This is a genomic window from Arthrobacter sp. JB02-1C (assembly GCF_057748045.1).
The window spans coordinates 3,107,503-3,132,559 of sequence record NZ_CM173235.1 but is presented as its reverse complement, the minus strand read 5'-3'; the positions used below and the strand labels follow the sequence as shown (position 1 = coordinate 3,132,559).

Here is a 25,057-nt window from a genome sequence, read left to right as displayed (position 1 = left end):
ACTCAGCTTGGCTGTCGGTGGTGCCTACGAGAGTTCGCTGGCGGAACGCTCCAGTTGCTCCAGCCAGGCCTGCCGGGCGTCCAGAGCTTCCCGGGCCGCCTTGATCTTGCGCTCATCGCCGGCCTTTTCAGCCTTGGCCAGGTCCTCCTTGAGCCCGGCAATGGCTGCCTCCAGCTGCGAAAGAGCGCTGTTGGTGCGCGCCTTGGTCTCAGGGTTCGAACGCTTCCAGTTCTCGTCCTCGGCATGCCGGACGGCGTCCTCCACCTTCCGCAGGCCGGCCTCGATCCGGGCCATGTCCGCGCGGGGAACCTTGCCGGCCTCCTCCCAGCGGTCGCGGATCGACTGCAGGGCCTTCTTGGCTGCGGCGAGGTCCTTGATCGGCAACAGCTCATTGGCTTCGACCAGCAGGGCCTCTTTCACCGTGAGGTTGACGCCGTACTCCTGGTCGATCTCATCGTTGGCGGCCTGCCGGTTGGTGAAGAAGACGTCCTGCGCGGCCCGGAAACGTGCCCAGAGCGCATCGTCGTCCTTGCGGCTGGCCCGCGGCGAGGCCTTCCACTGATCCATCAGCCGCCGGTACTCGCCGGCAGCGAAGCCCCAGTCGGTCGAGGACGAGAGCGCCTCGGCCTCCGTGATCAGCTTCTCCTTGGCGGCCTTGGCGGCGGAGTTGTTGCTGTCCAGCTGGGAGAAGTAAGCGCGGCGGTGCCGGTCGAAGACCGTACGGGCGGCCCGGAAACGCTTCCAGAGCGCGTCCTCGTTGCTGCGGCCCAGCCGGACCCCGCTCTTCTGCGCCGTCTTCCAGCTCTCGAAGAGCTCGTTCATGCGGGCGCTCGAGGTCTTCCACTGGATCTGCGCCGGATCGTGCGCGGCGATCTGCTCGGCCTCCGCGACAATCGCCTCACGGGCAGCGAGTTCGGCGGCGCGCACCGCGTCGTGCTCGGCCTTTTCGGTCTTTTCGAGCTCCGTGATCTGGCCGGACAGTGCGTCCAGCCGGCTTTCGGCGGCGCGGAGGTCACCCACCATGTTCCGTTCGGCCAACTGCTCGCGCAGGTGGATCACGGTCTTCTGCATGTCCGCGGCCGGGGCCTTGGAGGCCACCCGCTGCTCCAGCAGGACGATCTGGGCCACGATGTCGTCGTATTTCCGCGCGAAGTAGCCCAAGGCATCGTCATTGCTGACGCCGGGGTACTGCCCGACCGGGTGTTCTTCGCCGTCGATGGTGAGGAAGACGTGCCCGTCACCTTCCACCCGGCCCCACCGCGCGGCCTCGGCCAATGATGCTGCGCTGGACGCAGCGGTGGCGGCGGGCACTGCGGGGGAGGGCGCAGCCTTGGGCCGGGCGGCAAAAGCGGCCGGCGACGGCGCACCTGGCCGGGCGGCGAAAACGGCCGGCGAGGGGGCGGCATCGGCCCGAGCCGGCGACGGCGTGGGTTCCGTTCCGCCGGCCTCGGTGGCGGCGTCGGCCGGCTCCTGGGCGGGCTCCTGGGCCGCGTCGGTCACCGTGACCTCGGCTTCGGTCTCATGGGCAGCTGCTGCCACTGTTTCGTCGGATTGCTGACTGTCTGTCACCGCTAGAAGTCTTTCGCTTGGAGGGAAATACCGGCACCGCGGCCACGAGGGCCCCGGCTGGTTACTTCAGAGAGAACGAGTCTATCGTGACTGGTTCTGCCGGTGCGCCGTCGGTGGCGCCGGCCCCCGGCTTGACGCCCGCCGCGGCGATGCCGGTGATGACATCCAGGCCGGACGTCACCTTGCCCACCACCGTGTAGCCGCCGGCCGCGTCGGCCGGGATGGTGGTGTCCTTGTACACGATGAAGAACTGCGTCCCGTTGCTGTAGGCGTTCCCGCCGCCGCGTGCCACTGCGATGGTGCCGGCGGGGTATTTGTTGTCCGCCGGTGTGTTTTCGAGCGGACCCCATGTGTAGGACGGGTCGCTGGCGCCGTCCCCGGTTTTGGAGCCGCACTGCAGCACCCCGAACGAGTCTCCGGTGGTCAGCCGGTGGCAGCTAAGGCCCTTGAAAAAGCCCTGGTCCGTCAGCGATTTGAACACCGCGGCGGCCTGGGGGGCCTTGGTCCCATCCAGCTCGACGCCAAGGGTGCCCCGGTTAAAGGCCAGCTCGCCCGTGAAGGTCTTGCCCGCGGCGGTTTCCGGCTTCGGGATGTTCTCGCCGTTGGTCGCACTGGGGGACGGGCTGGCCGACGCGCTGGCCGAGGCCGAGGGGCTCCGCAGCCCGGCTTCGGCAGCCTTGAATTCGTCCTCCGTGGGGTTGCCGGAAAACACCGTCAGCTGCAGCACCAGGGCGAGGACCAAGGCGACAGCGCCGCCGGTGATGGCAATGATGTTGTCACGCCGCCGGCGGCGCTCCTGGCCGCGGCGGAGCTCGCGCTTGGCCTCCATCTGCTGGACGCGCCGCTTGGCTTCGCGGGCACTGCGTGAACTGGCCGCCAAAGGTCCTCCTGGGGTAGGGCCGCACCATCGCCGCGCCGTGGCGGCGAACCGGGGGTGCGGCAGGCATGCTGCCGGCAGTGCTGGCGATGCGCCTGCGCATTAGAGATGCGCGCCGCGAAAGCATAAACTGACTGCCGCACACAGTTTATGCACGACGGGCCGGTCTGCGCGCAACGCCGCGGCCGTCGGACCCGTCGTCGTAGTAAGAGGAGAACATTCCACCATGGCACGCACCGCCTCCCTGTCCGGATTCCCCGAGTGGCTTCCCGAGGAACGGCTGGTGGAGCTGCATGTGCTGGACACCCTGCGGCGGACCTTTGAGCTGCATGGCTTCTCTTCGATCGAGACGCGCGCGGTGGAGACCGTCGGACAGCTGCTGCGCAAGGGCGAAATCGACAAGGAAGTCTACGGCCTAAGCAGGCTCCAGGACGACGAGGCCGACGCCGCCGGCGCGGGAGCCGCCGCGCCCAAGGCAGACCCGCACGCGCTGGCCCTGCACTTTGACCTCACCGTGCCGTTTGCGCGGTACGTGGTGGAAAATGCCGGCTACCTCGCGTTCCCGTTCCGGCGCTACCAGATCCAGAAGGTGTGGCGCGGCGAGCGGCCGCAGGAAGGCCGTGCCCGCGAATTCACCCAGGCGGACATCGACATTGTGGGCGACGGCGAATTGCCCTTCCGCTACGACGTCGAAATTGCGCTGGTGATTGCCGAAGCGCTCAGCGCCCTGCCCATCCCGGACTTCCTGCTCCGGATCAACAACCGCAAGCTCGCCGAAGGTTTCTACAACGGGATCGGCCTCACAGACACCGCAGGCGTGCTGCGCAGCATCGACAAACTGGAGAAGATCGGCCCGGCCAAGGTCGCCGAGCTGCTGCAGTCCGAGCTCGGCGCCACTGCCGAGCAGGCGCAGGCCGCGCTCCAACTGGCCGGCATCCGCGCCACGGACACCTCCTTCGTCCAGCAGGTCCGCGGCCTCGGCGTCAGCAACGACCTGCTGGAGGAAGGCCTGAGCGAGCTGGAACAGGTCATCGCCGCCGCCGTCCAGCGCGCCCCGGGCAAGGTCGTCGCTGACCTCAGCATCGCCCGCGGACTGGACTACTACACCGGCACCGTCGTGGAGACGGTCCTGGTGGGGCATGAACAGCTCGGTTCGATCTGCTCCGGCGGCCGTTACGACGCCCTGGCCAGCAAGGGCAACCGCACCTTTCCCGGCGTCGGGCTCTCGATCGGCGTGACCCGGCTCGTGTCGCGGATCCTCAGCCAGGACCTGGCAAAAGCCTCCCGCGCGGTACCCACCGCCGTGCTCGTGGCACTGAGCCACGACGATAGCTGGGGGGCGGCGCAGGACGTGGCCGCGCGGCTGCGTTCCCGCGGAATCGCCACCGAGGTCGCGGCGAAGGCCGAGAAGTTCGGCAAACAGATCAAATTTGCCGACCGGCGCGGTATCCCGTTTGTCTGGTTCACCGATGATGACGGCAAGCACCAGGTCAAGGACATCCGCACCGGCGAGCAGGTCGACGCCGATCCGGCCGAGTGGGCCCCCGCCGCCGAGGACCTGCAGGTGCGGGTGCTCAAGAACTAGGCCGGCCGCCCGGACCCCGGGCCGGCGGCACCGATCCACCGGGTAAACTCGAACGGGACCGTTCCAGTGACGGTCCTGATGGCTGTACCTGTTTGACCTGACTTTGATTTTCCCTCTGTCTTCTTCAGAAAGGCGTGCTGTGCTGCGCACACATGACCTCGGATCCCTCCGCTCCGAGCACATTGGACAAACCGTAACCCTCGCCGGCTGGGTCGGCCGGCGTCGTGACCACGGTGGTGTCGCATTCGTTGACCTGCGCGACGCTTCGGGCGTCGCCCAGGTGGTAGTCCGCGAGGAAGAGGTCTTCCACGGCCTCCGCAACGAATATGTGCTGCAGGTGGTCGGCACCGTGTCGCGCCGGCCCGAGGGCAACGAGAACCCCGCCCTGGCCACCGGGGAGATCGAGGTCATCGCCGAGAAGGTCATCATCCTCAACACCTCCGAGGCCCTGCCGTTCCAGATCGACGAGCACGTCGAAGTCGGCGAGGAAGCCCGCCTCAAGCACCGCTACCTGGACCTGCGCCGGCCCGGTCCCGCCCATAACCTGCGGCTGCGCTCCGAAGCCAACCGGGTGGCGCGGGAGCTGCTGCACCAGGACGGCTTCGTCGAGGTCGAGACCCCCACGCTGACGCGGTCGACGCCGGAAGGCGCCCGCGACTTCGTCGTCCCCGCCCGCCTCGCGCCGGGTTCCTGGTACGCGCTGCCGCAGTCACCGCAGTTGTTCAAGCAGCTCCTGCAGGTCGGCGGCTTCGAAAAGTATTACCAGATCGCCCGCTGCTACCGGGACGAGGACTTCCGCGCGGACCGCCAGCCGGAGTTCACCCAGCTCGACATCGAAGCCAGCTTCGTGGAGCAGGACGACATCATCCGGCTCGGCGAAAACATCGTCAAGGCGCTCTGGAAGCTGATCGACGTCGAGATTCCCACCCCGATCCAGCGCATCACCTACCACGACGCGATGGCCCGCTACGGCTCGGACAAGCCGGACCTGCGCTTCGGCCTTGAGCTGACCGAGCTGACCGAGTTCTTCAAGGACACCAACTTCGGCGTCTTCAAGGCCCCCTACGTCGGTGCCGTCGTCATGCCCGGTGGCGCCTCGCAGGCCCGCCGCGCGCTGGACGCCTGGCAGGAATGGGCCAAGCAGCGCGGCGCCAAGGGCCTCGCCTATGTCCTGTTCAAGGAAGACGGCGAACTCGCCGGCCCCGTGGCCAAGAACCTGACCGAGACCGAGCGCGCCGGCCTCGCCGACGCCGTCGGCGCCAAGCCGGGCGACTGCATCTTCTTCGCAGCCGGCGAGAAGTCGCCGTCCCGTGCCCTGCTCGGCGCGGCCCGCGTCGAGATCGGCCACCGCACCGGCCTGATCAACCCGGCCGACTGGGCCTTCTGCTGGGTAGTCGACGCGCCGATGTTCGAACCGGCCGCAGCAGCCGTCGCGTCCGGTGACGTCGCCGTCGGCGGCGGCCAGTGGACGGCCGTGCACCACGCCTTCACCTCGCCGAAGCCGGAATTCATGGACAGCTTCGACAAGGATCCCGAGTCGGCCCTGTCCTACGCCTACGACATCGTCTGCAACGGCAACGAGATCGGCGGCGGCTCCATCCGTATCCACCAGAGCGATGTACAGGAACGGGTCTTCGAGCTGATGGGCCTGGCCAAGGAAGACGCCCAGACGAAGTTCGGCTTCCTGCTCGAGGGGTTCAAGTACGGCGCGCCCCCGCACGGCGGCATCGCGTTCGGCTGGGACCGGGTCGTCGCCCTGCTGGCCGGGGTGGAGTCAATCCGCGACGTCATCGCGTTCCCCAAGACGGGCAACGGTTATGACCCGCTGACCCAGGCGCCGGCGCCCATCACGGCGCAGCAGCGCAAGGAAGCCGGCGTGGACTTCAAGCCGGAGGCCAAGAAGGACGACGGCGCCAAGTAGCCGCACCTGCTCCGCAGCGAAGGCTCTCCGGCATTCCGGGGGGCCTTTGCCGTCGGCTGACGACCCCATGATCCGTGCAGGAAAGGGACACCCCGTTGGAACTGCAATCCGGGCCTGCGCTGGAGGCGCTGATGGATGCCGCGTGGCCCGCCGCCGACCGGGAGGAGTCCGGCGGCTGGCTGCTCCGCGCCGCCTCGGGCGTGACCCAGCGGGCCAACTCGGTGTGGCCCCGTGAACCGGGAGTCGACCCGCACGCCCAGCTCGCGGCGCTCCGGGCTGCCCGGCTCTGGTACCGTGCCCGACGCCAGCCGTTGATTTTTCAGGTCTTCGACGACCTGCGCTACTCGTCGCTCAACGCCGTACTCGACGCCGAGGACTTTACCCGCCAGTCCGAGACTCTGGTGCTGGCCCGTGCGGGCGGCACGGACATTCCGGCGCCGGATGTCCGGGTTGAGATCTCGTCCGAGCCGTCCCCGGACTGGTTGCGGCTCTGGTGGAGCGTGGACGGCCGGGGCGACGAGACAGCCCTTGGCGTCGCCCGCGGCATCCTCGCGGGATGCCCCTCGCTTTACGCCCTGGTCAGGGACGACGACGGCCTGCCCGCCGCCGTCGGGCGCCTGGCCCTGCCCGGCGCAGAACAGGGGAGAGCCCGCTGGGGCGGCCTGTACTGCATGGCGACCCGCCCGGACGCGCGGCGCCGCGGTTACGCCAGCCTCGTCCTTGCGGCCCTGCTCGGCGAGGGGGCAGGCAGGGGCCTGGCCGGCTACTGGCTGCTGGTCACCGCGGCGAACACCGGGGCCCAGGAGCTCTACGCCCGTGCCGGTTTCGCAACGGCGGGACGGTACCTGTACCGGCAGGAGCGGCCCAAGCGGCACCTGACCGGTTGCTGAGGCACGCCTCGGCCGCCGCTGCCCGGGGCCCGTTTCGACGGTTCCCCGCCCGTTCGACGTTCCGAAGCATCGAACCGGCAGGGAACCGTCGAATTGGGGGCGAAACCAGGCGGCCGGGGCTACGCGGGCGGGTCCGTGACCAGGATCCGCACTGCGCAGAGGTCGGCCGCGGCCTTCGTCAGGACGGCGGCCCGCGGGTCCGGAACGTCGAGAAAGGGCAGCCGGGGGAGCGCGGCGTAGGGTTTCAGAACCGGTTCGGCGAGGACCAGCTCCGCCAGTGCCCGGTCGCCGCCGGCCGCAACATACTCAATCCGGTCATCAGCAAAAATCCGGGCCGCATGGGCCGCCACCGCCTCCACCAGGGCATCGGCCTGATTGGCGCGGCGGCGGGCAAAGCGTTGCTGGGACCAGCCGCCCGCCGCCGTCCGGGACTGGACATGCCGGGTGCCGGCCTTGGACACCAGCACCCGGCCCGCGGAGACCACCGCCACCGAATAGCCGCCGCGGCGCACCAGGACCACTCCCAGCGGCCGCGGCTGCGACGCCAGGGCGGCCAGCCTGGCCACCGCATCGTCGCCGCGTCCCGGGCGGCCGTCCGCGGGCCACGGAGCCCGCAGTCGTGCCTCGGCGCCATCGGCCGCCCGCAGCTGCACGCCGCCGTCGACCTCGGTCAGCAGCAGGCTCCCGTGGCTGGCGCCGAACCGCCCCACCCAGCCCGCCAGGCGTTCACCGGAGACGAACGCCGCACGTGTCTCGGAATGGGGCATCGCGGACCTTCCTGGCTCGGGCGGTTGGTGGCTGGCGCCCGGGCCCGCGTGTCGGGGCGGCCGGGAACTAGAAGTAGCCTATCTATGTGGATGATCTCTTTGCTGCAGGACGGGACGACGCGTCCGTAGGCGACGACGATGCCGAAGAGCCCGCCGGCCAGGCGCCGGGCCAAGGCCGCGCCGCCCCGCGCAGCCCGCTCGCCGTCAGGATGCGGCCGCGGAGCCTCGACGATGTCGTGGGCCAGCAGCACCTCCTCGGTCAAGGCTCGCCGCTGCGCCAGCTGGCGGCCGGCAGTGACGCCACCGGCCCGGCAGGACCCAGCTCGGTGATCCTCTGGGGGCCGCCGGGAACCGGGAAGACCACGCTGGCCCATGTCATTGCCAAGGGGCCGGGCCGCAAGTTCGTCGAACTGTCCGCCATCACCGCGGGAGTGAAAGACGTCCGCCGGGTGATGGACGAGGCCCTGACGGCACGGGACCTGTACAGAACCACCACCGTGCTGTTCCTGGACGAGATCCACCGCTTCAACAAGGCCCAGCAGGACGCGCTGCTCCCCGGCGTCGAGAACCGCTGGGTGGTGCTGGTAGCCGCGACCACGGAAAACCCTTCGTTCTCGGTGGTCTCGCCGCTGCTGTCCCGCTCGCTGCTGCTGACGCTCAAACCGCTGACCGATGACGACGTCGAAGGGCTGTTGCGCCGCGCGGCTGCGGACCCGCGCGGGCTCGGCGGCAAGGCCGAACTCGACGAGGACGCCGTCGCCCACCTGGTCCGGCTCTCCGGCGGCGACGCGCGGCGCGCCCTCACAGCGCTGGAAGCCGCCGCCGGTGTCGCCTTCGGGGACGCCGACGATGTCGGTGACGCCGGCGGCGCCGGCACGGAAGAAGTAGGCATCAGAATCGAACTCAAGCACACCGAGCGCGCCCTCGACGTCGCCTCGGTGCGCTACGACCGCGCGGGCGACCAGCATTACGACGTCGCCAGCGCCTTCATCAAATCCATCCGCGGGTCCGACGTCGACGCGTCGCTGCACTATCTGGCCCGGATGCTGGAGGCAGGGGAGGACCCCCGCTTCGTCGCCCGCAGGATCGTGATCTCCGCGGCCGAGGACATCGGGATGGCGGATCCCACCGCGCTGCAAACGGCGGTCGCAGCGGCGCAGGCCGTGCAGCTGATCGGGATGCCCGAAGGCAGGATCATCCTCGCCGAGGCCGTGGTCCACCTGGCCACCGCACCGAAGTCCAACGCCGCGTACCTGGGCATCAACCAGGCGATCGCGGATGTCCGGGCCGGCATGGGCAACGGCATTCCGGCGCACCTGCGGGACGCCCACTATCCCGGCTCCAAGCAGCTGGGCCACGGCAAGGGCTACCAGTACGCGCACGACGCCCCGCACGGCGTGGCCGCGCAACAGTATCCGCCGGACGATCTGGTGGGCCGGGATTACTACCGGCCCACCGGCAACGGGGCCGAACGCGAGATCGCCGGCAGGCTGGAGCGGCTGCGCAAGATCATCCGCGGCAAGTAGCCGCCGTGCTAGGATGGATGTTTGTCTGGCAAGGCGCGGACACACAATCCCTCCAGTTTGCGGCAGTTCCTGCTGTATGGATGGGCTTGCCTGCGCCCAGTAGCAAAAGGCAGCGGTTGGCCGATGCTCTCCATCGTGGAGGCCAGTAACACTGACACACCGCAGATATTGGAAGGACACAAGTGGCTAACAACACTCGTGCTCGCCGTACCGCACGCCTCTCGCGTGCACTCGGCATCGCTCTGACCCCCAAGGCCGCCAAGTACATGGAGCGCCGCCCGTACGGCCCCGGTGAGCATGGCCGTGCCCGCAAGAAGCAGGACTCCGACTACGCCGTACGTCTGCGCGAAAAGCAGCGTCTGCGCGCCCAGTACGGCATCCGCGAAGCCCAGATGACCCGCGCCTTCGAAGAAGCGCGCCGCACCAAGGGCCTGACCGGCGAGAACCTGATCGAACTGCTCGAAATGCGTCTCGACGCCCTCGTGCTGCGCGCCGGTTTCGCCCGCACCATCGCCCAGGCCCGCCAGCTGGTTGTGCACCGCCACATCTTGGTTGACGGCATCCGCGTTGACCGCCCGTCTTTCCGCGTCGGTGAGGGCCAGCTGGTCCACGTCCACAGCCGCAGCGAGACCATGCCTCCGTTCCAGGTCGCCGCAGCCGGCGCCCACCGCGACGTGCTCCCGATGGTCCCGGCCTACCTGGACGTCAAGCTGGACGCCCTGCAGGCACGCCTGGTCCGTCGCCCGAAGCGCTCGGAGATCCCCGTAACCTGCGAAGAGCAGCTCGTCGTGGAATTCTACGCACGCTAGAACCCGCACGACACCTACAAAGAAGCCCGTGGCAAGCGCCGCGGGCTTCTTTGTAGGTAAGGTACTTGGGGGGCTCCCCGGCCGAGGCATTCCGCAGCCGGACCCACGCAGGAATCCACGTTGTTTCAAGGAGATGAAATCTATGTCTGGTGGCGATATTGCCGGCCTGATCGCGGCCGGAGTGTTTGCACTGCTGGTCCTGCTGCTCGCCGTGCCCATCCTGAAGCTCGGCGGAGTGTTCGACGAGGTGCGCAGCAGCATCCGCTCGATCAGCGACGGCGCCACCCCGCTCATGGATGAAGTCACCGCAACGGTCACCACCACGAACCAGCAGTTGAAGAAGGTGGACGGCATCGCCGCGAACGTCTCGGACGCCTCGGCCAACATCTCGGCCCTGTCCTCGCTGGTCGCGGCTACTGTCGGCTCTCCGCTGATCAAGGTGGCCGCCTTCAGCTACGGTGTCCGGTCCGCGCTCTCCGCCCGGAAAAAGCCCGCCACCGGCCGCCGCAGCCGCTGAGCACCCGACCCCGCCGACAGGAGCCGACATGAACCGAATCATCTGGATGGGCATTGGCGTCGCAATCGGAGTGATTGCCTTCCGCAAGCTCAACGCGGCGCAGTCCGCGCTCGGGCCCGAGGGCCTGAACCGGGCCGCCGGCCGACTGGCTGACGGCGTCTACGATTTCGCCGACGCCGTTCGCGCCGGCATGTGCGAACGGGAAACCGAGTTGCGGGGCGCGCTCGGAGTTGACGAGAACGCCGATGCCGCCGCCGTAGCCGGCGCCGCCACCCGGGGTGCGCTCCGGCGCTAGCCGGGAGACAATGAAAAAGCACGCGCGGCCCGGCCCCCTTGGACCGGGGACCCGCCACCCTGCCCCGGCCCGCTCCACCGTGCCGGCGCAACCGCCGACAAGACTATTCCCCGGCATTAACTACGCAGTGAATATTGAAGGGTAAAAAACCAGGTTATGAAGTCGCAGGAGATCACCAAGCGCTGGATCGACTTTTTTGTCAGCAAGGGCCACACGGCGGTGCCCTCCGCCTCGCTGGTCTCCAGTGACCCGTCCCTGCTGTTCACGGTGGCCGGCATGGTCCCGTTCATCCCGTACCTGACGGCGCGGGAGGAAGCACCGTACCCGCGGGCCACCAGCGTGCAAAAGTGCATCCGGACCGGCGACATCGAAGAGGTCGGCAAAACCGCCCGGCACGGCACGTTCTTCCAAATGTGCGGCAACTTCTCCTTTGGCGACTACTTCAAGGAAGACGCGATCAAGTACGCCTGGGAGCTGCTGACCACCAGCGTTGACGACGGCGGCTACGGCCTGCCGCCGGAGCGGCTCTGGGTGACCGTCTACGAAGAGGACGACGAGGCCAAGGACCTTTGGCTCAAGAACACCGGCGTGCCGGCCGAGCGGATCCAAAAGATGGGCAAGGCGGACAACTATTGGTCCACCGGCCAGCCCGGCCCCGCCGGTCCCTGCTCCGAAATCTACTACGACCGCGGCCCGGCCTACGGCATGGAGGGCGGCCCGCTCGCGGACGAGACCCGGTACATCGAAATCTGGAACCTCGTCTTCATGCAGTACCAGATCGACAACGTCCGCTCCAAGGTGGACTTCGATATCACTGGCGAACTGCCGAAGAAGAACATCGACACCGGCCTCGGCATGGAACGCCTCGCGATGATCCTGCAGGGCGTCGAGAACATGTACGAGACCGACCAGGTCCGCCCGGTGATTGACAAGGCCGCAGCCATGTCCGGCCGCGAGTACACCTCCGCGGAGACCCCGGAAGACCCGCACCACACCGACGACGTCCGGATGCGCGTCGTCGCGGACCACATCCGCTCTTCCCTGATGCTGATCGCCGACGGCGTCACGCCCTCCAACGAGGGCCGCGGCTACGTGCTGCGCCGCCTGATCCGCCGCGCGGTCCGCTCGATGCGGCTGCTCGGCGTCGAACAGGCCTGCCTCCCGGAACTGCTTCCGGCCTCCCGCGATGCCATGAAGGGCGTCTACCCGGTCGTGGCGACCGACTTCGACCGGATCAGCCGGATCGCGTACGCCGAGGAGAAGGCGTTCCTGCGGACCATCGCCTCCGGCACCGCACGGCTCGAAGACGCCGTGAAGGAGTCCAAGGCCGCCGGGCACCCGCTCTCCGGCGCCGATGCGTTCGCCCTGCACGACACCTATGGCTTCCCGATCGACCTCACGCTCGAAATGGCGGAGGAAGCCGGACTGCAGGTGGACGAGCCGGAGTTCCGCAAGCTCATGCTCGAACAGCGCCAGCGTGCCCAGGCGGACGCCAAGGGCAAGAAGGGCGGCCACGCGGACCTCAGCGCGTTCCAGGAACTGCTGGCCGAGGGTGAGACGGTCTTCACCGGCTACACCGAACTCGCCGGCGAGTCGAAGGTCCGCGGCATCCTTGCCGCCGGCCGCAAAGTCGCCCAGGCGTCCACCGGCGACGAGATTGAACTGGTCCTGGCGGAAACGCCCTTTTACGCCGAGGCGGGCGGCCAGGCAGCCGACACCGGCCTGATCACCGGAGACGGCTTCGTCGTCGAGGTCCTCGACGTGCAGCGTCCGATCAAGGGCCTGAGCGTACACAAGGCGATTGTGCGCGAGGGCGAAATCGGCGCCGACTCGCAGGTCCTGGCCGCCGTGGACCGGGAGCGGCGGCACGCCGCCGAACAGGCGCACACCGGCACGCACATTGTGCACGCGGCCCTGCACCAGATCCTCGGCCCGGAGGCGACGCAGCGCGGCTCGTTCAACAAGGCCGGGTACCTGCGCTTCGACTTCGCCTGGGGCGAGGGGCTGAGCTCCGCGACGCGGTCGGAGATCGAGGAAGTCTCGAACATCGCCATCCGCAACAACTTCCAGGTGCAGACCAAGGTGATGGGACTCGCCGAGGCCAAGGCGCTGGGCGCCATGGCATTGTTCGGCGAGAACTACGGCAACGAGGTCCGCGTCGTGGAGATCGACGGCGCCTGGTCCCGTGAACTCTGCGGCGGCACGCACGTGTCGAACACCTCGCTGATTGGCAGCCTGTCGCTGCTGGGCGAACAGTCCGTCGGTTCGGGGAACCGCCGCGTCGAAGCCTTCGTCGGGATGGATGCCTTCCGGCACCTCGCCGCCGAGCGCGCCCTCGTCACCGAACTCACCGAAATGCTGAAGGTCCCCTCCGGCCTGCTGACCGAACGCATTGCCAGTACGCTGACCAGGCTCAAGACGGCCGAAAAGGAGCTGGAGCGGCTGCGCAAGGAGCAGCTCACCGCTGCTGCCGGACGGCTGGTCGGCACCGCCACCGACGTGGCCGGCGTCAAGGTCGTTGTGCACGATGCCGGCCAGGTTGGCGGCGCCGACGACCTGCGCAGCCTTGCCCTCGACCTGCGGACCCGGCTCGGTTCCGACGCTGCCGCCGTCGCGGTCGCCGGCGTCAGCAACAATCGCCCGATGATCCTGGTCGCCACCAACGAGGCCGCCCGCACCGCAGGCGTCAAGGCCGGCGCCCTGGTGCGCTTGGCGGCCGGCATCCTTGGCGGCGGCGGCGGCGGCAAGGACGACGTCGCACAGGGCGGCGGCACTGACGCATCCAAGGTCGGCGCCGCCCTCACCGCCGTCGCGGATGCCATCGCCAAGCGTTAACCGGTACGACTGATGAGTGAACCGACCGGCCCCGGCGGCTACCCCCGGGGCGTGAAACTCGGGGTAGACGTCGGGACCGTTCGGGTCGGCGTCGCGGTGTGCGACCGCGATGGCATCCTCGCAACTCCGCTGCGGACGCTGGCCAGGAACCCGAAGAAAAACAACGACGTGCGGATCCTCGCCACGCTGGCGCTGGAGCTCGACGTCGTGGAAATTTTCGTCGGCCTGCCGCGGACCATGAAGGGCGAGGAGCACGCCTCCGCCCGGATGGCGACCGACTATGCCAAGCTACTGGTCAGTACACTATTGGAGGGCGGGTCCGGCATACCGGTGAGGCTGGTCGATGAGAGGCTGAGCACTGTCTCCGCCCACCGCGACCTGCACCAAGCTGGCATGAGCAGCCGGGACCACCGTAAGGTAGTGGATCAGGTTGCGGCAGCAGGTATCCTGCAGCACGCCATCGACATGCAAAAGGCCAGGGGAACGGATGTGGGCAGTCGCGTCAGCGCAGACCACCTTCCGGGGCCATCCGGCGGCGGCGCTCAGGCCGCTCCGGCAGTAGACGCGCATTCTGCAGAACGCAGTGTGCACAACATGGAAGGCTACAGTGAGCCCGGTCAACAGTGACGACTCCTCTGGTGCTGGTAACAGCGGCGCCGGCCGCCGCCCCCTGACGCGCAAAGAGATCAGGGCCCAGGAAAAGTCCCAGGCCACCCAAAGCCAGGACATCGTCCCGCCGCAGGCCTATCTGACCGGCCGGAGCGCCGGCGACGAGACGCCCGAGCCGGCAGCACCGCCGCAGTCCGCCGCGCCGCTGCACCCGCAGCCCGCCGCTGAGGCGCCGGCCCAGCCCGAGCCGTTCCCGGAGGCCGGGCACCACGACGCCGACCAGTTCCCGGACGCCGTGCACCAGGATGCCGTGCACCCTGAGACCATGCTGCACGACGCCGCGCACCCCGACGCTGTGCAGCCCGAGTACGCCGCGATGTCCCGTGAGGAAACCCTTCGCCGCGCCGATGAACTGCAGTACGGCTACGACCGGCAGCAGACCCACTTCGTTCCCGGCTACATAGAGGACGACGGGCACCACGGCTACGAAGCCGAACCTGAGCCGTTGTTGGCCGGGGCGGCGTCCATCCCGACCGCCAAGGCTCCGTCCAAGAAGGTCCGTCGGCGCCGCAGGTTCCTGGCCCTGTTGCTGACGCTGGCCGTGTTCGTGGTCGCGATCGTGGTGGGAGCGCAGTTTTTGAAGCCGCTGCTTGGCGGGGACACCGTCGCGGACTACCCGGGGCCGGGAACAGGCGAAATCACCATCACCGTGCCACCGGGCGCCGGACCAAAGTCGGTGGCCGCGGAGATGCAGTCCAAGCAGGTCATCGCCAGCGCAGATTCCTTCCTCAAACAGTTCACTGCCTCCGGCGGGGCACTGAGCCCCGGAAACTTCACCATGCGCAAGGAAATGAACAACTCGGACGCCGTTGCCGTGCTGCTCAACAAGGATCAGGGCAAGGTCATGTACTTTGCGCTGAGTGCCGGCATGCGTCTCGGCGAGTCGCTGCAGGCGATCGCGGACGGCACCGGCGTGCCCGTAACGCAACTGAAGGCCCTCAGCGACTCGCCGGCGCAGTTCGGGGTTCCCGCGAAGGCCAAAAACCTGGAGGGTTTCCTGTTCCCGGGCGAATACCGGTTCCCGGTCGGCACCTCTGCCAAGGACGTCCTGGGCAAACTCGTGGGAAGCACCCTGGACGAACTTAAGGCCCAGGGAGTCACCGATCCGGCGAAACAGTACGAAGCCGTCACGGTGGCCAGCATTGTGCAGGCCGAGGGCGGTCAGGCCGAGTACGGCGACGTCGCCGGCGCCATCTACAACCGGCTCAAGCCCAACAACTCCGAGACCAACGGCCTGATCCAGTCCGACGCCACGGTGACGTACGGGCTCGGGATCCGCAGCTTCCACATCGACGAAGCCCAAAAGGCGGACAAGTCCAACCCGTACAACACCTACGCGAACCCCGGCCTGCCGGCGGGTCCGATCGGCTCCCCGGGCAAGACTGCCATCGACGCCGCCGCGAAGCCCAAGACCAACGATTACCTCTACTGGGTGACCATCAACCTGGACACCAAGGAAACGAAGTTCTCCAAGACCCTCGCGGAGCACAACGGTTACGTGGCCAAGTACAACGCCTGGTGCGACGCCAACCCCGGACGTTGCGTGTGACCCTGCGGGCCGCCGTCCTGGGCCACCCGATCGGCCACTCGAAGTCGCCGGCGCTGCACCGCGCCGCGTACGCCCGGCTCGGTGTGGACCTCGCGTACGAGGCGATCGATGTGACGGTGCCGGCACTGCACGGTTTCATGGCGGAGGTGCGCAGGGACGCGCAGTGGCGCGGCCTCTCCGTCACCATGCCGTTGAAGGCCGCCATGGCCGCGGAGGTGGACGAGATCCGGGGCGTCGCCCGGCAGCTCGGCGTCATCAACACCGTGGCCTTCGAGCGCGGCCCCGCCGGCGGCCCCCCGGTCCGGCTCGTCGGCTACAACACGGACGTGGCCGGCATCGTCAACGCTGTGCGGTACGCCGGCGGATCCGAGCGGCCGGCCGCCGTCATCCTGGGTGGCGGCGGAACGGCCGCGGCCGCCGTGGCGGCGTTGAAGCAGCTCGGGGCCGCCTCCGTTGCCGTCCACGTCCGCGATGTGGCCCGCGCCGCGGAAGCCCGGGGGGCGGCCGCCGCCGTCGGGATGCCCGTGCACGTCCTGCCCCTGGCCGCCGCTGGGCCGGCCATCATGGCAGCCGACGTCGTGATCTCGACGCTGCCGCCAGGCGCCGCCGACGGCCTCGCGGACGAATTCGCCCGGCTCGGCGGCCGGACGGCGGGCGTGCTCCTCGACGTCGCGTATGAGCCCTGGCCCAGCCGGATAGCCACCGCATGGTCGGCCGCCGGCGGCCGGGTGGTCCCGGGCCTGGAAATGCTGCTCTATCAGGCAGTCGAGCAGGTGCGGCATTTCACCGGGCTCGAAGGACCGGTCCCGGCGGAAGTCATAGATGTGATGTGCGACGCAGTCGGGGCACCTCGACGGGTGTTCTAAGCATCATGCATGGCAGGATGGATCTATGTTGCGTTGGTTGACCGCCGGAGAATCCCATGGCCCGGCCCTGGTCGGAATTATCGAAGGCGTCCCCGCCGGTGTTCAACTCACCAGCGACCGCATTGTTGACGCGCTGGCCCGGCGCCGGCTCGGTTACGGCCGCGGCGCGCGGATGAAGTTCGAGCAGGACTCCGTGACCGTGCTTGGCGGTGTTCGGCACGGACTGACCCAGGGCGGCCCCGTCGCCATCCAGGTCGGGAACACCGAATGGCCTAAATGGGAACAAATCATGGCTGCCGACCCGGTGGGTGCCGAACTCCTCGCCGACCAGGCCCGCAACGCCCCGCTGACCCGGCCGCGTCCGGGCCACGCCGATTTCACCGGCATGCAAAAATACGGCTTCGACGAAGCCCGGCCGGTCCTGGAACGCGCCAGCGCCCGGGAGACCGCCACCCGGGTTGCCCTCGGTGCCGTCGCCTCAGCCTTCCTGCAGCAGCTTGGCATCGAACTCGTGTCCCACACGGTGTCCATCGCCAGCGTCGCCGTCCCGGAAGGCCGGCCGCTGCCCGTGCCGGCAGACGTGCTGGCCCTCGACGCCGACCCGCTGCGCTGCTTCGACCGGGAAACCTCCGACGCCATGGTCGCCGAGGTGGATACCGCCCACAAGGAGGGCGAGACCCTCGGCGGCGTGATCGAGGTACTCGCTTACGGCCTGCCTCCCGGGCTTGGCAGCTACGTCCACTGGGACCGGCGCCTGGACTCGCGCCTCGCCGGTGCGCTGATGGGCATCCAGGCGATCAAGGGCGTCGAGGTCGGGGACGGCTTCCTGACCGCCGCGCGGCGCGGTTCGGCCGCGCACGACGAAATCGTCAAGGACGCGGACGGCCGGATCATCCGCACCTCCAACCGCGCCGGCGGCATTGAGGGCGGCATGAGCATCGGCGACGTCCTGCGCGTGCGCGCTGCGATGAAGCCGATCGCCACGGTGCCGCGCGCCTTGAAGACCGTCGACATCAGCACCGGAGAAGCCGCCAAGGCGCACCACCAGCGCTCCGATGTCTGTGCCGTCCCGGCGGCCGGAGTCGTGGCCGAGGCCATGGTGGCCCTGGTCCTGGCCGAAGCCGTCACGGAAAAATTTGGCGGGGACTCCGTGCAGGAGACCGCCCGCAACATCAAGGGTTACCTGGACAACATCCCGGCGTCCCTGGACTCGATCGGCCACTAGTGCCGGCCCGTAAGACGCTCCCGCAGGGCCCGCGCCAGGAGCCGCGCCGGCCGGTCGTCCTGATCGGACCGATGGCGGTTGGAAAGTCCGCGATCGGGCACCGGCTCGCGCAGCAGACCGGCGCCCGCTTCGTCGACACCGATCTCGAGGTCGTTGCCCAGCATGGCAGCATTTCGAGTATCTTTGCCGGCCGCGGGGAAACCGTGTTCCGCGAACTTGAGGCCCGCGCGGTGGCCCAGGCCGTCGGGGACGCAGCCGCCGGCGCCACCGTCATCTCCCTTGGCGGAGGTGCCGTGCTCGACTCGGGCACCCAGCAGCTGCTGGCCGGCTGTACGGTGGTCTATCTGGAGTGCGACGCCGACACCGTCTCCGAACGGATCGCGCGGAACTCCGGGCGCCCGCTGCTGGCGGGCGACGCGATGGCACGCTGGCGTGCACTGTTCGCCACCCGGAAGCCCGTCTACGAACGGCTTGCCGACGTGGTTCTCGACGTTCGCAGCGGCTCCGTTCCGGAACTCGCTGCCCGGCTTGAAGATGCGCTGGAGAAGCACGCTGCGGAACAAACCGCGGCGGCTGCCGCCCCGGCGGCGACAAAGAAAGTTGAAATGTGAGCACCGAATCAACAGTCATTAACGTCACCGGCCAGGCTGCGGTGGACAACTACGACGTCGTCGTCGGCCGGGGCCTGCTCGCCGCACTTCCCGGCCTTCTCGGGGAGCGCGTCAAGCGCGTCCTCGTCATCCACCCGCGCGCCCTGCGGCTCACCGGCGACGCGGTCCGGGAGGAACTGGCCGGCGCCGGCTTCACGGCCCTGACCGCCGAGATCCCCGACGCGGAGGAGGGTAAGCACATCGAGGTCGCCTCGTTCTGCTGGCAGGTGCTGGGGCAGAACGACTTCACCCGCTCGGACGCCATCGTCGCCGTCGGCGGGGGAGCGGTGACCGACCTGGCCGGCTTCGTCGCCGCCACCTGGCTGCGCGGCGTCAAGGTCGTCCACATGCCCACCAGCCTGCTCGGCATGGTCGATGCCTCCGTCGGCGGCAAGACCGGCATCAACACCGCCGAAGGCAAGAACCTGGTGGGCGTCTTCCACCCGCCGGCAGGGGTCCTCGCGGACCTCGACACGCTGGACACGCTGCCCAGGAACGAACTGATTTCCGGCATGGCCGAGGTGATCAAGTGCGGCTTCATCGCGGACCCGGCCATCCTCGACCTGATCGAAAAGGATCCCGCGGCCGTGGCTGACCCCCGCTCGGACATCCTGCGCGAGCTGATTGAACGGGCCATCACCGTCAAGGCCAGGGTTGTCTCGGCGGATCTGAAGGAAACCGGGCAGCGCGAGATCCTGAACTACGGCCACACCCTCGGGCATGCAATCGAACTCGCCGAGCGGTACTCCTGGCGGCACGGCGCCGCAGTGTCGGTCGGGATGATGTTCGCCGCGGAGCTGGCCCGCAGCGTGGGCCGGCTCAGCGACGCCGACGCCGACCGGCACCGCAGCATCCTGGAAGGCCTCGGCCTGCCCATCACCTACCGGCGTGACCGCTGGCAGGCGCTGCTGGACGGCATGCGCCGGGACAAGAAGGCCCGCGGCGACCTGTTGCGCTTTGTGGTGCTGGACGGCGTCGGACGTCCGGGCATCCTCGACGTGCCGGACACCTCGCTGCTGTTCGCGGCCTACCAGGAAATCGCGTCCTGATGATCAGCGACTCCGGTGGCACCAGCGAATGGCCCGACGGCGGGTTCCCGGGAATCCGGATCAACCCGGAAACCCTGATGCCGCAACTCGTGGACGAGGAAGCCTGCATGGCAGCCCTGGCAGCATCGACCGACGCCACGGACCTGATCTTTGTCCGCCTGGTCCAGGGCCACCCCGGCGAGGCAGCCGAACTGCTGGCCGAAGCCCGCTACAAGGATCCGGATTCCTTCCGGCTGCTGATGTTCGAAGCGGAAGTCCTCCGGGTCTCGCACCGCTTCGACCGTGCCGTCGAACTCTACCGGCAACTGCTCAGCGACGTGCGGGGTACCGCCGAGGAAGCCGTGGTCCGGCAGCACCTGGGCCGATCCTACTTCGCCGCAGGCAACATTGCCGCGGCGGTCGAATCCTTCGCGAAGGCACTGGACCTGCGGGTGGCCGGGTCCGCCGACGCGGCACTGATCTATTCCTCAACGGTGGCGCTGCAGCGCGCGCGGGACGTTCTTGACCTGGCCTGCTGAGGCCCGTCCGGGAGCTGCCCGGGCGAACCGGTAGAATAGTTCTTGGATTTTTGATAAACACGCGCTGGCAGGCCCCGACGGGCATGCCTGCCTGGCATAAGCGGCTGGCGGCTTGAGACCAGCGGACAACGAAACCAGAGGACATTGTGGCAACGACTAACGACATCAAGAACGGGACCGTGCTGAAGCTTGAGGGCCAGCTCTGGAACATCATCGAGTTCCAGCACGTCAAACCCGGCAAGGGCGGCGCGTTTGTCCGCACCAAGATGCGGAACGTGAGGTCGGGCAAGGTCGTGGACAAGACGTTCAACGCCGGACTCAAGATCGAGACCGCCACGGTCGACCGCCGCGACTACCAGTACCTGTACCAGGACGGCGAGGACTTCGTCTTCATGGACACGAGCGACTTCGACCAGCTCACCGTTTCGGGTGGAATCGTCGGTGACGCCACCAACTTCATGCTGGAGAACCAGATGGTGAACATCGCCATCCACGAAGGCACCCCGCTCTACATTGAACTGCCGCCGAGCGTCGTGCTGGAAATCACCTACACGGAACCGGGCCTGCAGGGCGACCGGTCCTCGGCCGGCACCAAGCCCGCCACCCTGGAAACCGGCTACGAGATCCAGGTTCCGCTGTTCGTGGAAAACAACACCAAGGTTAAGGTCGACACCCGCGACGGCAGCTACCTTGGCCGGGTCAACGACTAGTGAGCGCCCGCGGTAAGGCCCGTAACCGGGCCCTGGAAGTTCTCTTCGAGGCGGAGCAGCGCTCCACCTCGGCCTTCGACGTACTGCGCTCCCGCCGGGAACGGACGGACCAGATCGTCAACCCGTACACCCTGGAGATCGTCGAGGGCGTGGTCTCCCGCCAGGGCACCATCGACGAATTCCTCGAAACTTACTCCCAGGGCTGGTCACTGGAGCGGATGCCCTCGGTGGACCGCATCATCCTCCGGATCGGCACCTGGGAGCTGCTCTACAACGACGACGTCCCCGACGGCGTTGCCGTGAGCGAGGCCGTTGCCCTGGCGAAGACGCTCTCCACGGACGAGTCGCCGTCGTTCATCAACGGACTCCTTGGCCGGCTTCAGCAGCTGAAGCCGTCGCTGCTCGCCTGAGGAGCCACAACACCCTTCACGGGCCGGTGCCGCCGCGAGGCGGGCACCGGCCCTTGGCGTTTCCGGTCCTGGCTGCCTCCGGCCCTGGCCGCCGGAGCCGGATGTGACGCATCACGCCTTCGGCAAGGCCGGTCCGGACCGGGCCCTGTGATAATTTGGAAGCGCAAATGATCCTTTTTTAATTCCGTCCCGTGAGGCGGGGAAAGGGGAGACGAGCGTTGACTTCTGTACCAGAAGCACCGGTTCCGGCCAGGGTCCACCTCAGCCGGGTTGTCCTCAACCAGGCTGACATCGACCGTGCACTCACTCGTATCGCCCATGAAATTCTCGAGTCCAACAAGGGCTCCCAGGACCTGGTCCTGCTGGGCATCCCGCGCCGGGGCTATCCCCTCGCCGTCCGGCTCGCCGCCAAGATCGCCGCCGCAGACCCCTCCGTTGACCCCGCCGCGATCGTCGGTCAACTGGACGTCACCATGTTCCGTGACGACCTTTCACACCAGCCCACGCGGCCGCCGTACCCCACCCAGTTGCCCCGGACCGGGATCGACAACAAGGTCGTGGTCCTGATCGACGACGTCCTCTACTCCGGCCGCACCATCCGGGCCGCGCTGGACGCGATAGTCGACCTTGGCCGGCCCCGGATTGTCCGGCTCGCCGTGCTGATCGACCGCGGCCACCGCGAGCTGCCAATCCGCGCGGACCACGTTGGCAAAAACCTGCCCACCTCCTCTGCCGAGAAGGTCAGGGTCCGGCTCGAAGAGACGGACTCCGCCGACGGCGGTCCGGTGAACGAGGTCGTCATCGAGGCCACCGCATGAGGCACCTGCTCTCCACCGAGGACCTCAGCCACGCCGACGCCACCCGCATCCTGGACACCGCCGAAGAAATGGCAGCAGTCGGGGAGCGAGAGGTCAAGAAGCTCCCTGCGCTGCGCGGCCGCACCGTGGTCAACCTCTTCTTCGAAGACTCCACCCGCACCCGGATCTCATTCGAGGCCGCGGCCAAACGGCTGTCCGCGGACGTGATCAACTTCGCGGCCAAGGGATCGTCCGTCTCCAAGGGCGAATCGCTCAAGGACACCGCGCAGACCCTCGCCGCCATGGGCGCTGACGCCGTCGTCATCCGGCACTGGGCCTCCGGCGCCCCGCACCGCCTGGCCGCGACAGACTGGATCGACGCCGCCGTCATCAACGCCGGCGACGGCACCCACGAGCATCCCACCCAGGCGCTCCTGGACGCCTTCACCATGCGGCGGCACTGGGCCAAACTGGCCGGGACCGCGTCGACCGGCGCCGACCTGCGGGGCATGCGCGTCGCGATCGCCGGGGACGTGCTGCACTCCCGGGTCGCCCGCTCCAACGTCTGGCTGCTCCGCACCCTGGGCGCCACGGTCACCCTCGTGGCGCCGCCCACGCTGCTGCCGGTCGGCGTCGAACAATGGCCCTGCACGGTCAGCTACGACCTCGACGAGACCCTCGCCGGCGGCGTTGACGCCATGATGATGCTCCGGGTCCAGGGCGAGCGCATGAACGCCTCCTACTTCCCGAGCACCCGCGAGTACTCCAGGCGCTGGGGCTTCGACGACAACCGCCTCCGCGCCCTTGACCGGCTGGGCCTCAAGGACACCATCATCATGCACCCCGGCCCGATGAACCGCGGCCTCGAAATTTCCGCTGCCGCCGCCGATTCACCCCGGTCCACCGTCCTGGCCCAGGTCCGCAACGGCGTGTCCATCCGGATGGCAGCGCTCTACCTGCTGCTGTCCGGGGACACCCGTGGACCCGCCAGCCCAGCCACCACCCCCGCCGCCTACTCCAAGGAGAGCCACTGATGGCACCACAGCAACCGGAGTCCGGCACCACCGGAACCTACCTGATCCGGGGAGCCGCGATCCTCGGCGGCGCCGCTGAAGACCTGCTGATCCGCGAGGGCATGATCGCCGCCCGCGGCAAGGACCTCGACGCAAGCGCCGCCGGGGCGCAGGACGCCACCGTGATCGACGCCGCCGGCCTGATAGCGCTGCCCGGCATGGTTGACATCCACACCCACCTGCGCGAACCGGGCCGCGAAGACGCCGAGACGGTCGAGACCGGCACCCGCGCCGCGGCCCTGGGCGGCTACACCGCCGTGCACGCCATGGCCAACAGCACGCCGGTAGCGGACACCGCCGGCGTCGTAGAACAGGTCTTCAGCCTGGGCCGCGCCGCCGGCTGGGTGGACGTCCGCCCGGTCGGTGCGGTCACCGTCGGCCTGGCCGGGGAACGGCTCGCGGAGCTCGGCGCCATGGCGGACTCCCGCGCCCGGGTCCGGGTCTTCTCCGACGACGGCGTCTGCGTCAGCGACCCGGTCCTGATGCGCCGCGCCCTCGAATACGTCAAGGCGTTCGACGGCGTCGTCGCCCAGCACGCCCAGGAACCCCGTCTCACCGCCGGCGCGCAAATGAACGAAGGCGTTGTCTCCGCGGTGCTCGGCCTCACCGGCTGGCCCGCCGTCGCCGAAGAAAGCATCATCGCCCGGGACGTGCTCCTCGCCCAGCATGTGGGCTCGCGGCTGCACGTCTGCCACGTCTCCACCGCCGGTTCCGTGGAAATTGTCCGCTGGGCCAAATCGCGCGGCATCAACGTCACGGCCGAGGTCACCCCGCACCACCTCTGGCTCACCGACGAGCTGGTCCGCAGCTACGACCCGGTCTACAAGGTGAACCCGCCATTGCGCACCGAGGAAGACGTCCAGGCGCTGCGCGCCGCGCTGGCGGACGGCACCATCGACGTCATCGGCACCGACCACGCCCCGCACCCGAGCGAGCACAAGGAATGCGAGTGGGCACAGGCAGCGATGGGCATGACCGGCCTGGAAACCGCGCTCTCGGTGGTGCAGCACACCATGATCGAGACCGGGCTGATGGGCTGGGCGGACTTCGCCCGGGTGACCTCCACCACTCCCGCCGCGATCGGCCGGCTCGAGGACCAGGGCAGGCCGCTGGAGGCCGGGGAACCCGCCAACGTCATACTCGTTGACCCGGCTGCGCGCTGGCGCGTGGACCCTTCTAAGATGGCAACCATGGGCCGTAACTCTCCGTTTGCCGGCCGGGAACTGCCCGGCAAGGTGGTGGCCACCTTCTTCAAGGGCCATCCGACCGTCCTGGACGGCGAACTCAACGCCCCCTACCGGTGGCTCCCGGAAGCACACCCTGCGCGGCTCGGCAGCGCCCCCGCAGTGGCGGCCCAGCCCTGATGGTCAAGGAACTCTCCCTGCTCCTCACCCTGGTCCTGGTGGTCGTTGCCCTGGTCCTGATCGGGGTCGGCTGGCGGAACCGCCTGCGCCGGCAGGCCGACGTCGAGCCCCTGCCCGCGGTCCCCGCGGAACTGGGCGCCCCGCTGGCCCGCGCCGACGGCCAGTACGTCGCCTCCACCAGCGCCGGTGACTGGCTGGACCGGATCGCGGTCCACCGGCTGGGCCTGCGCACCAACGCCGCGCTCAGCGTCCACCCCGCCGGCGTGCTCTTCGACCGCGCCGGCGCCGGGCCGGTGTACATCCCGGCGGACCGGCTCACCGGGGTCCGGCAGGAAAGCGGGATGGCCGGAAAATTTGTCGAAAAGGACGGGCTCCTGGTGGTCAGCTGGATGCTGGGCAGCCGGGAACTGGACACCGGGTTCCGAACCCGACGCGCCGGGGACAAAGCCCCGCTGCTTACCGCCCTCCAGGAATTGATCTCCGCAGCCCCTCAGGCAGAAGCCGATAGTGGAAAGTAACGACGTGACAGACTCCCACGCAGTGTCAGAGACAGCAGTGACTGCAACAGCAGTGTCAGTAACAGCAG

Annotated in this window: 24 protein-coding genes; 21 read left to right on the top strand and 3 right to left on the bottom strand. The window is 68.6% G+C overall.

Annotated elements, in window-relative coordinates; genetic code table 11:
- Positions 1–24 precede the first annotated feature (24 nt).
- Entirely contained in the window at positions 25–1,569 is a 1,545-nt protein-coding gene (locus tag AC3ANP_RS14655) for a DUF349 domain-containing protein (protein WP_488330875.1), read from the bottom strand.
- A gap of 61 nt (positions 1,570–1,630) precedes the next feature.
- Entirely contained in the window at positions 1,631–2,449 is an 819-nt protein-coding gene (locus tag AC3ANP_RS14650; RefSeq protein ID WP_488330874.1) for a peptidylprolyl isomerase, read from the bottom strand.
- A gap of 223 nt (positions 2,450–2,672) precedes the next feature.
- Here AC3ANP_RS14650 and hisS point away from each other — a divergent pair, with 223 nt between their 5' ends.
- The 3 genes from hisS to AC3ANP_RS14635 all read left to right on the top strand — a co-directional run bounded on the left by hisS (position 2,673) and on the right by AC3ANP_RS14635 (position 6,842).
- Positions 2,673–4,031 carry a histidine--tRNA ligase gene (hisS, locus tag AC3ANP_RS14645; protein WP_488330873.1) on the top strand — a complete coding sequence of 453 codons (1,359 nt, stop codon included), beginning with the start codon at positions 2,673–2,675 and terminating at the stop codon, positions 4,029–4,031.
- A gap of 139 nt (positions 4,032–4,170) precedes the next feature.
- Complete coding sequence (gene aspS / locus AC3ANP_RS14640; RefSeq protein ID WP_488330872.1) at positions 4,171–5,952, top strand: aspartate--tRNA ligase; 1,782 nt, start codon at positions 4,171–4,173, stop codon at positions 5,950–5,952.
- Between the two features lie 131 nt (positions 5,953–6,083).
- Complete coding sequence (locus AC3ANP_RS14635) at positions 6,084–6,842, top strand: GNAT family N-acetyltransferase (protein ID WP_488333075.1); 759 nt, start codon at positions 6,084–6,086, stop codon at positions 6,840–6,842.
- Positions 6,843–6,961: 119 nt separating this feature from the next.
- Here the strand turns inward: AC3ANP_RS14635 and AC3ANP_RS14630 are convergent, their stop codons facing one another.
- Positions 6,962–7,609, bottom strand: a complete 648-nt coding sequence (locus AC3ANP_RS14630) for an acVLRF1 family peptidyl-tRNA hydrolase (protein WP_488330871.1) — start codon at positions 7,607–7,609, stop codon at positions 6,962–6,964.
- Positions 7,610–7,695: 86 nt separating this feature from the next.
- Between AC3ANP_RS14630 and AC3ANP_RS14625 the strand changes: the two genes are divergently transcribed.
- From AC3ANP_RS14625 to AC3ANP_RS14540, 18 genes are all read left to right on the top strand, one after another.
- Positions 7,696–9,135: a replication-associated recombination protein A gene (locus AC3ANP_RS14625; RefSeq protein ID WP_488330870.1), complete on the top strand. Its 1,440-nt coding sequence runs from the start codon at positions 7,696–7,698 to the stop codon at positions 9,133–9,135.
- A gap of 182 nt (positions 9,136–9,317) precedes the next feature.
- Positions 9,318–9,944 carry a 30S ribosomal protein S4 gene (gene rpsD, locus AC3ANP_RS14620; RefSeq protein ID WP_091251848.1) on the top strand — a complete coding sequence of 209 codons (627 nt, stop codon included), beginning with the start codon at positions 9,318–9,320 and terminating at the stop codon, positions 9,942–9,944.
- A 142-nt stretch (positions 9,945–10,086) separates the two neighbouring features.
- Entirely contained in the window at positions 10,087–10,461 is a 375-nt protein-coding gene (locus AC3ANP_RS14615; protein ID WP_488330869.1) for a DUF948 domain-containing protein, read from the top strand.
- A 46-nt stretch (positions 10,462–10,507) separates the two neighbouring features.
- Positions 10,508–10,756, top strand: a complete 249-nt coding sequence (locus AC3ANP_RS14610) for a hypothetical protein (RefSeq protein ID WP_488333074.1) — start codon at positions 10,508–10,510, stop codon at positions 10,754–10,756.
- 156 nt (positions 10,757–10,912) lie between these two features.
- Positions 10,913–13,591 (top strand): alanine--tRNA ligase, encoded by a 2,679-nt coding sequence (gene alaS, locus AC3ANP_RS14605; RefSeq protein WP_488330868.1) that lies wholly within the window; start codon positions 10,913–10,915, stop codon positions 13,589–13,591.
- Between the two features lie 12 nt (positions 13,592–13,603).
- Complete coding sequence (ruvX, locus tag AC3ANP_RS14600) at positions 13,604–14,218, top strand: Holliday junction resolvase RuvX (RefSeq protein ID WP_488330867.1); 615 nt, start codon at positions 13,604–13,606, stop codon at positions 14,216–14,218.
- Positions 14,199–15,809 carry an endolytic transglycosylase MltG gene (gene mltG, locus AC3ANP_RS14595; protein ID WP_488330866.1) on the top strand — a complete coding sequence of 537 codons (1,611 nt, stop codon included), beginning with the start codon at positions 14,199–14,201 and terminating at the stop codon, positions 15,807–15,809. Before ruvX ends, mltG begins: the two co-directional genes overlap by 20 nt.
- Positions 15,806–16,675, top strand: coding sequence for a shikimate dehydrogenase (locus AC3ANP_RS14590; RefSeq protein ID WP_488333073.1), 870 nt, complete (start codon positions 15,806–15,808; stop codon positions 16,673–16,675). The genes mltG and AC3ANP_RS14590 overlap by 4 nt, the downstream gene beginning before the upstream one ends.
- 25 nt (positions 16,676–16,700) lie before the next feature.
- Positions 16,701–17,900 (top strand): chorismate synthase, encoded by a 1,200-nt coding sequence (aroC, locus tag AC3ANP_RS14585; protein WP_488330865.1) that lies wholly within the window; start codon positions 16,701–16,703, stop codon positions 17,898–17,900.
- A gap of 71 nt (positions 17,901–17,971) precedes the next feature.
- Positions 17,972–18,511: a shikimate kinase gene (locus AC3ANP_RS14580; RefSeq protein ID WP_488333072.1), complete on the top strand. Its 540-nt coding sequence runs from the start codon at positions 17,972–17,974 to the stop codon at positions 18,509–18,511.
- Positions 18,508–19,599 carry a 3-dehydroquinate synthase gene (gene aroB, locus AC3ANP_RS14575; RefSeq protein ID WP_488330864.1) on the top strand — a complete coding sequence of 364 codons (1,092 nt, stop codon included), beginning with the start codon at positions 18,508–18,510 and terminating at the stop codon, positions 19,597–19,599. The genes AC3ANP_RS14580 and aroB overlap by 4 nt, the downstream gene beginning before the upstream one ends.
- Entirely contained in the window at positions 19,599–20,117 is a 519-nt protein-coding gene (locus tag AC3ANP_RS14570; protein WP_488330863.1) for a tetratricopeptide repeat protein, read from the top strand. Before aroB ends, AC3ANP_RS14570 begins: the two co-directional genes overlap by 1 nt.
- Before the next feature lie 146 nt (positions 20,118–20,263).
- Positions 20,264–20,827, top strand: a complete 564-nt coding sequence (gene efp, locus AC3ANP_RS14565; protein WP_488330862.1) for an elongation factor P — start codon at positions 20,264–20,266, stop codon at positions 20,825–20,827.
- Entirely contained in the window at positions 20,827–21,237 is a 411-nt protein-coding gene (nusB, locus tag AC3ANP_RS14560) for a transcription antitermination factor NusB (protein ID WP_488330861.1), read from the top strand. The genes efp and nusB overlap by 1 nt, the downstream gene beginning before the upstream one ends.
- Positions 21,238–21,455: 218 nt before the next feature.
- The gene (gene pyrR / locus AC3ANP_RS14555; protein WP_488330860.1) at positions 21,456–22,055 is read left to right on the top strand and encodes a bifunctional pyr operon transcriptional regulator/uracil phosphoribosyltransferase PyrR; all 600 of its coding nucleotides are present in this window, start codon (positions 21,456–21,458) and stop codon (positions 22,053–22,055) included.
- A complete protein-coding gene (locus tag AC3ANP_RS14550; RefSeq protein WP_488330859.1) occupies positions 22,052–23,068 on the top strand; it encodes an aspartate carbamoyltransferase catalytic subunit in 1,017 nt (338 codons plus the stop codon). Before pyrR ends, AC3ANP_RS14550 begins: the two co-directional genes overlap by 4 nt.
- Positions 23,068–24,471: a dihydroorotase gene (locus AC3ANP_RS14545; RefSeq protein WP_488330858.1), complete on the top strand. Its 1,404-nt coding sequence runs from the start codon at positions 23,068–23,070 to the stop codon at positions 24,469–24,471. Before AC3ANP_RS14550 ends, AC3ANP_RS14545 begins: the two co-directional genes overlap by 1 nt.
- Positions 24,471–24,989, top strand: a complete 519-nt coding sequence (locus AC3ANP_RS14540; protein WP_488330857.1) for a PH-like domain-containing protein — start codon at positions 24,471–24,473, stop codon at positions 24,987–24,989. Before AC3ANP_RS14545 ends, AC3ANP_RS14540 begins: the two co-directional genes overlap by 1 nt.
- Positions 24,990–25,057: the final 68 nt, after the last annotated feature.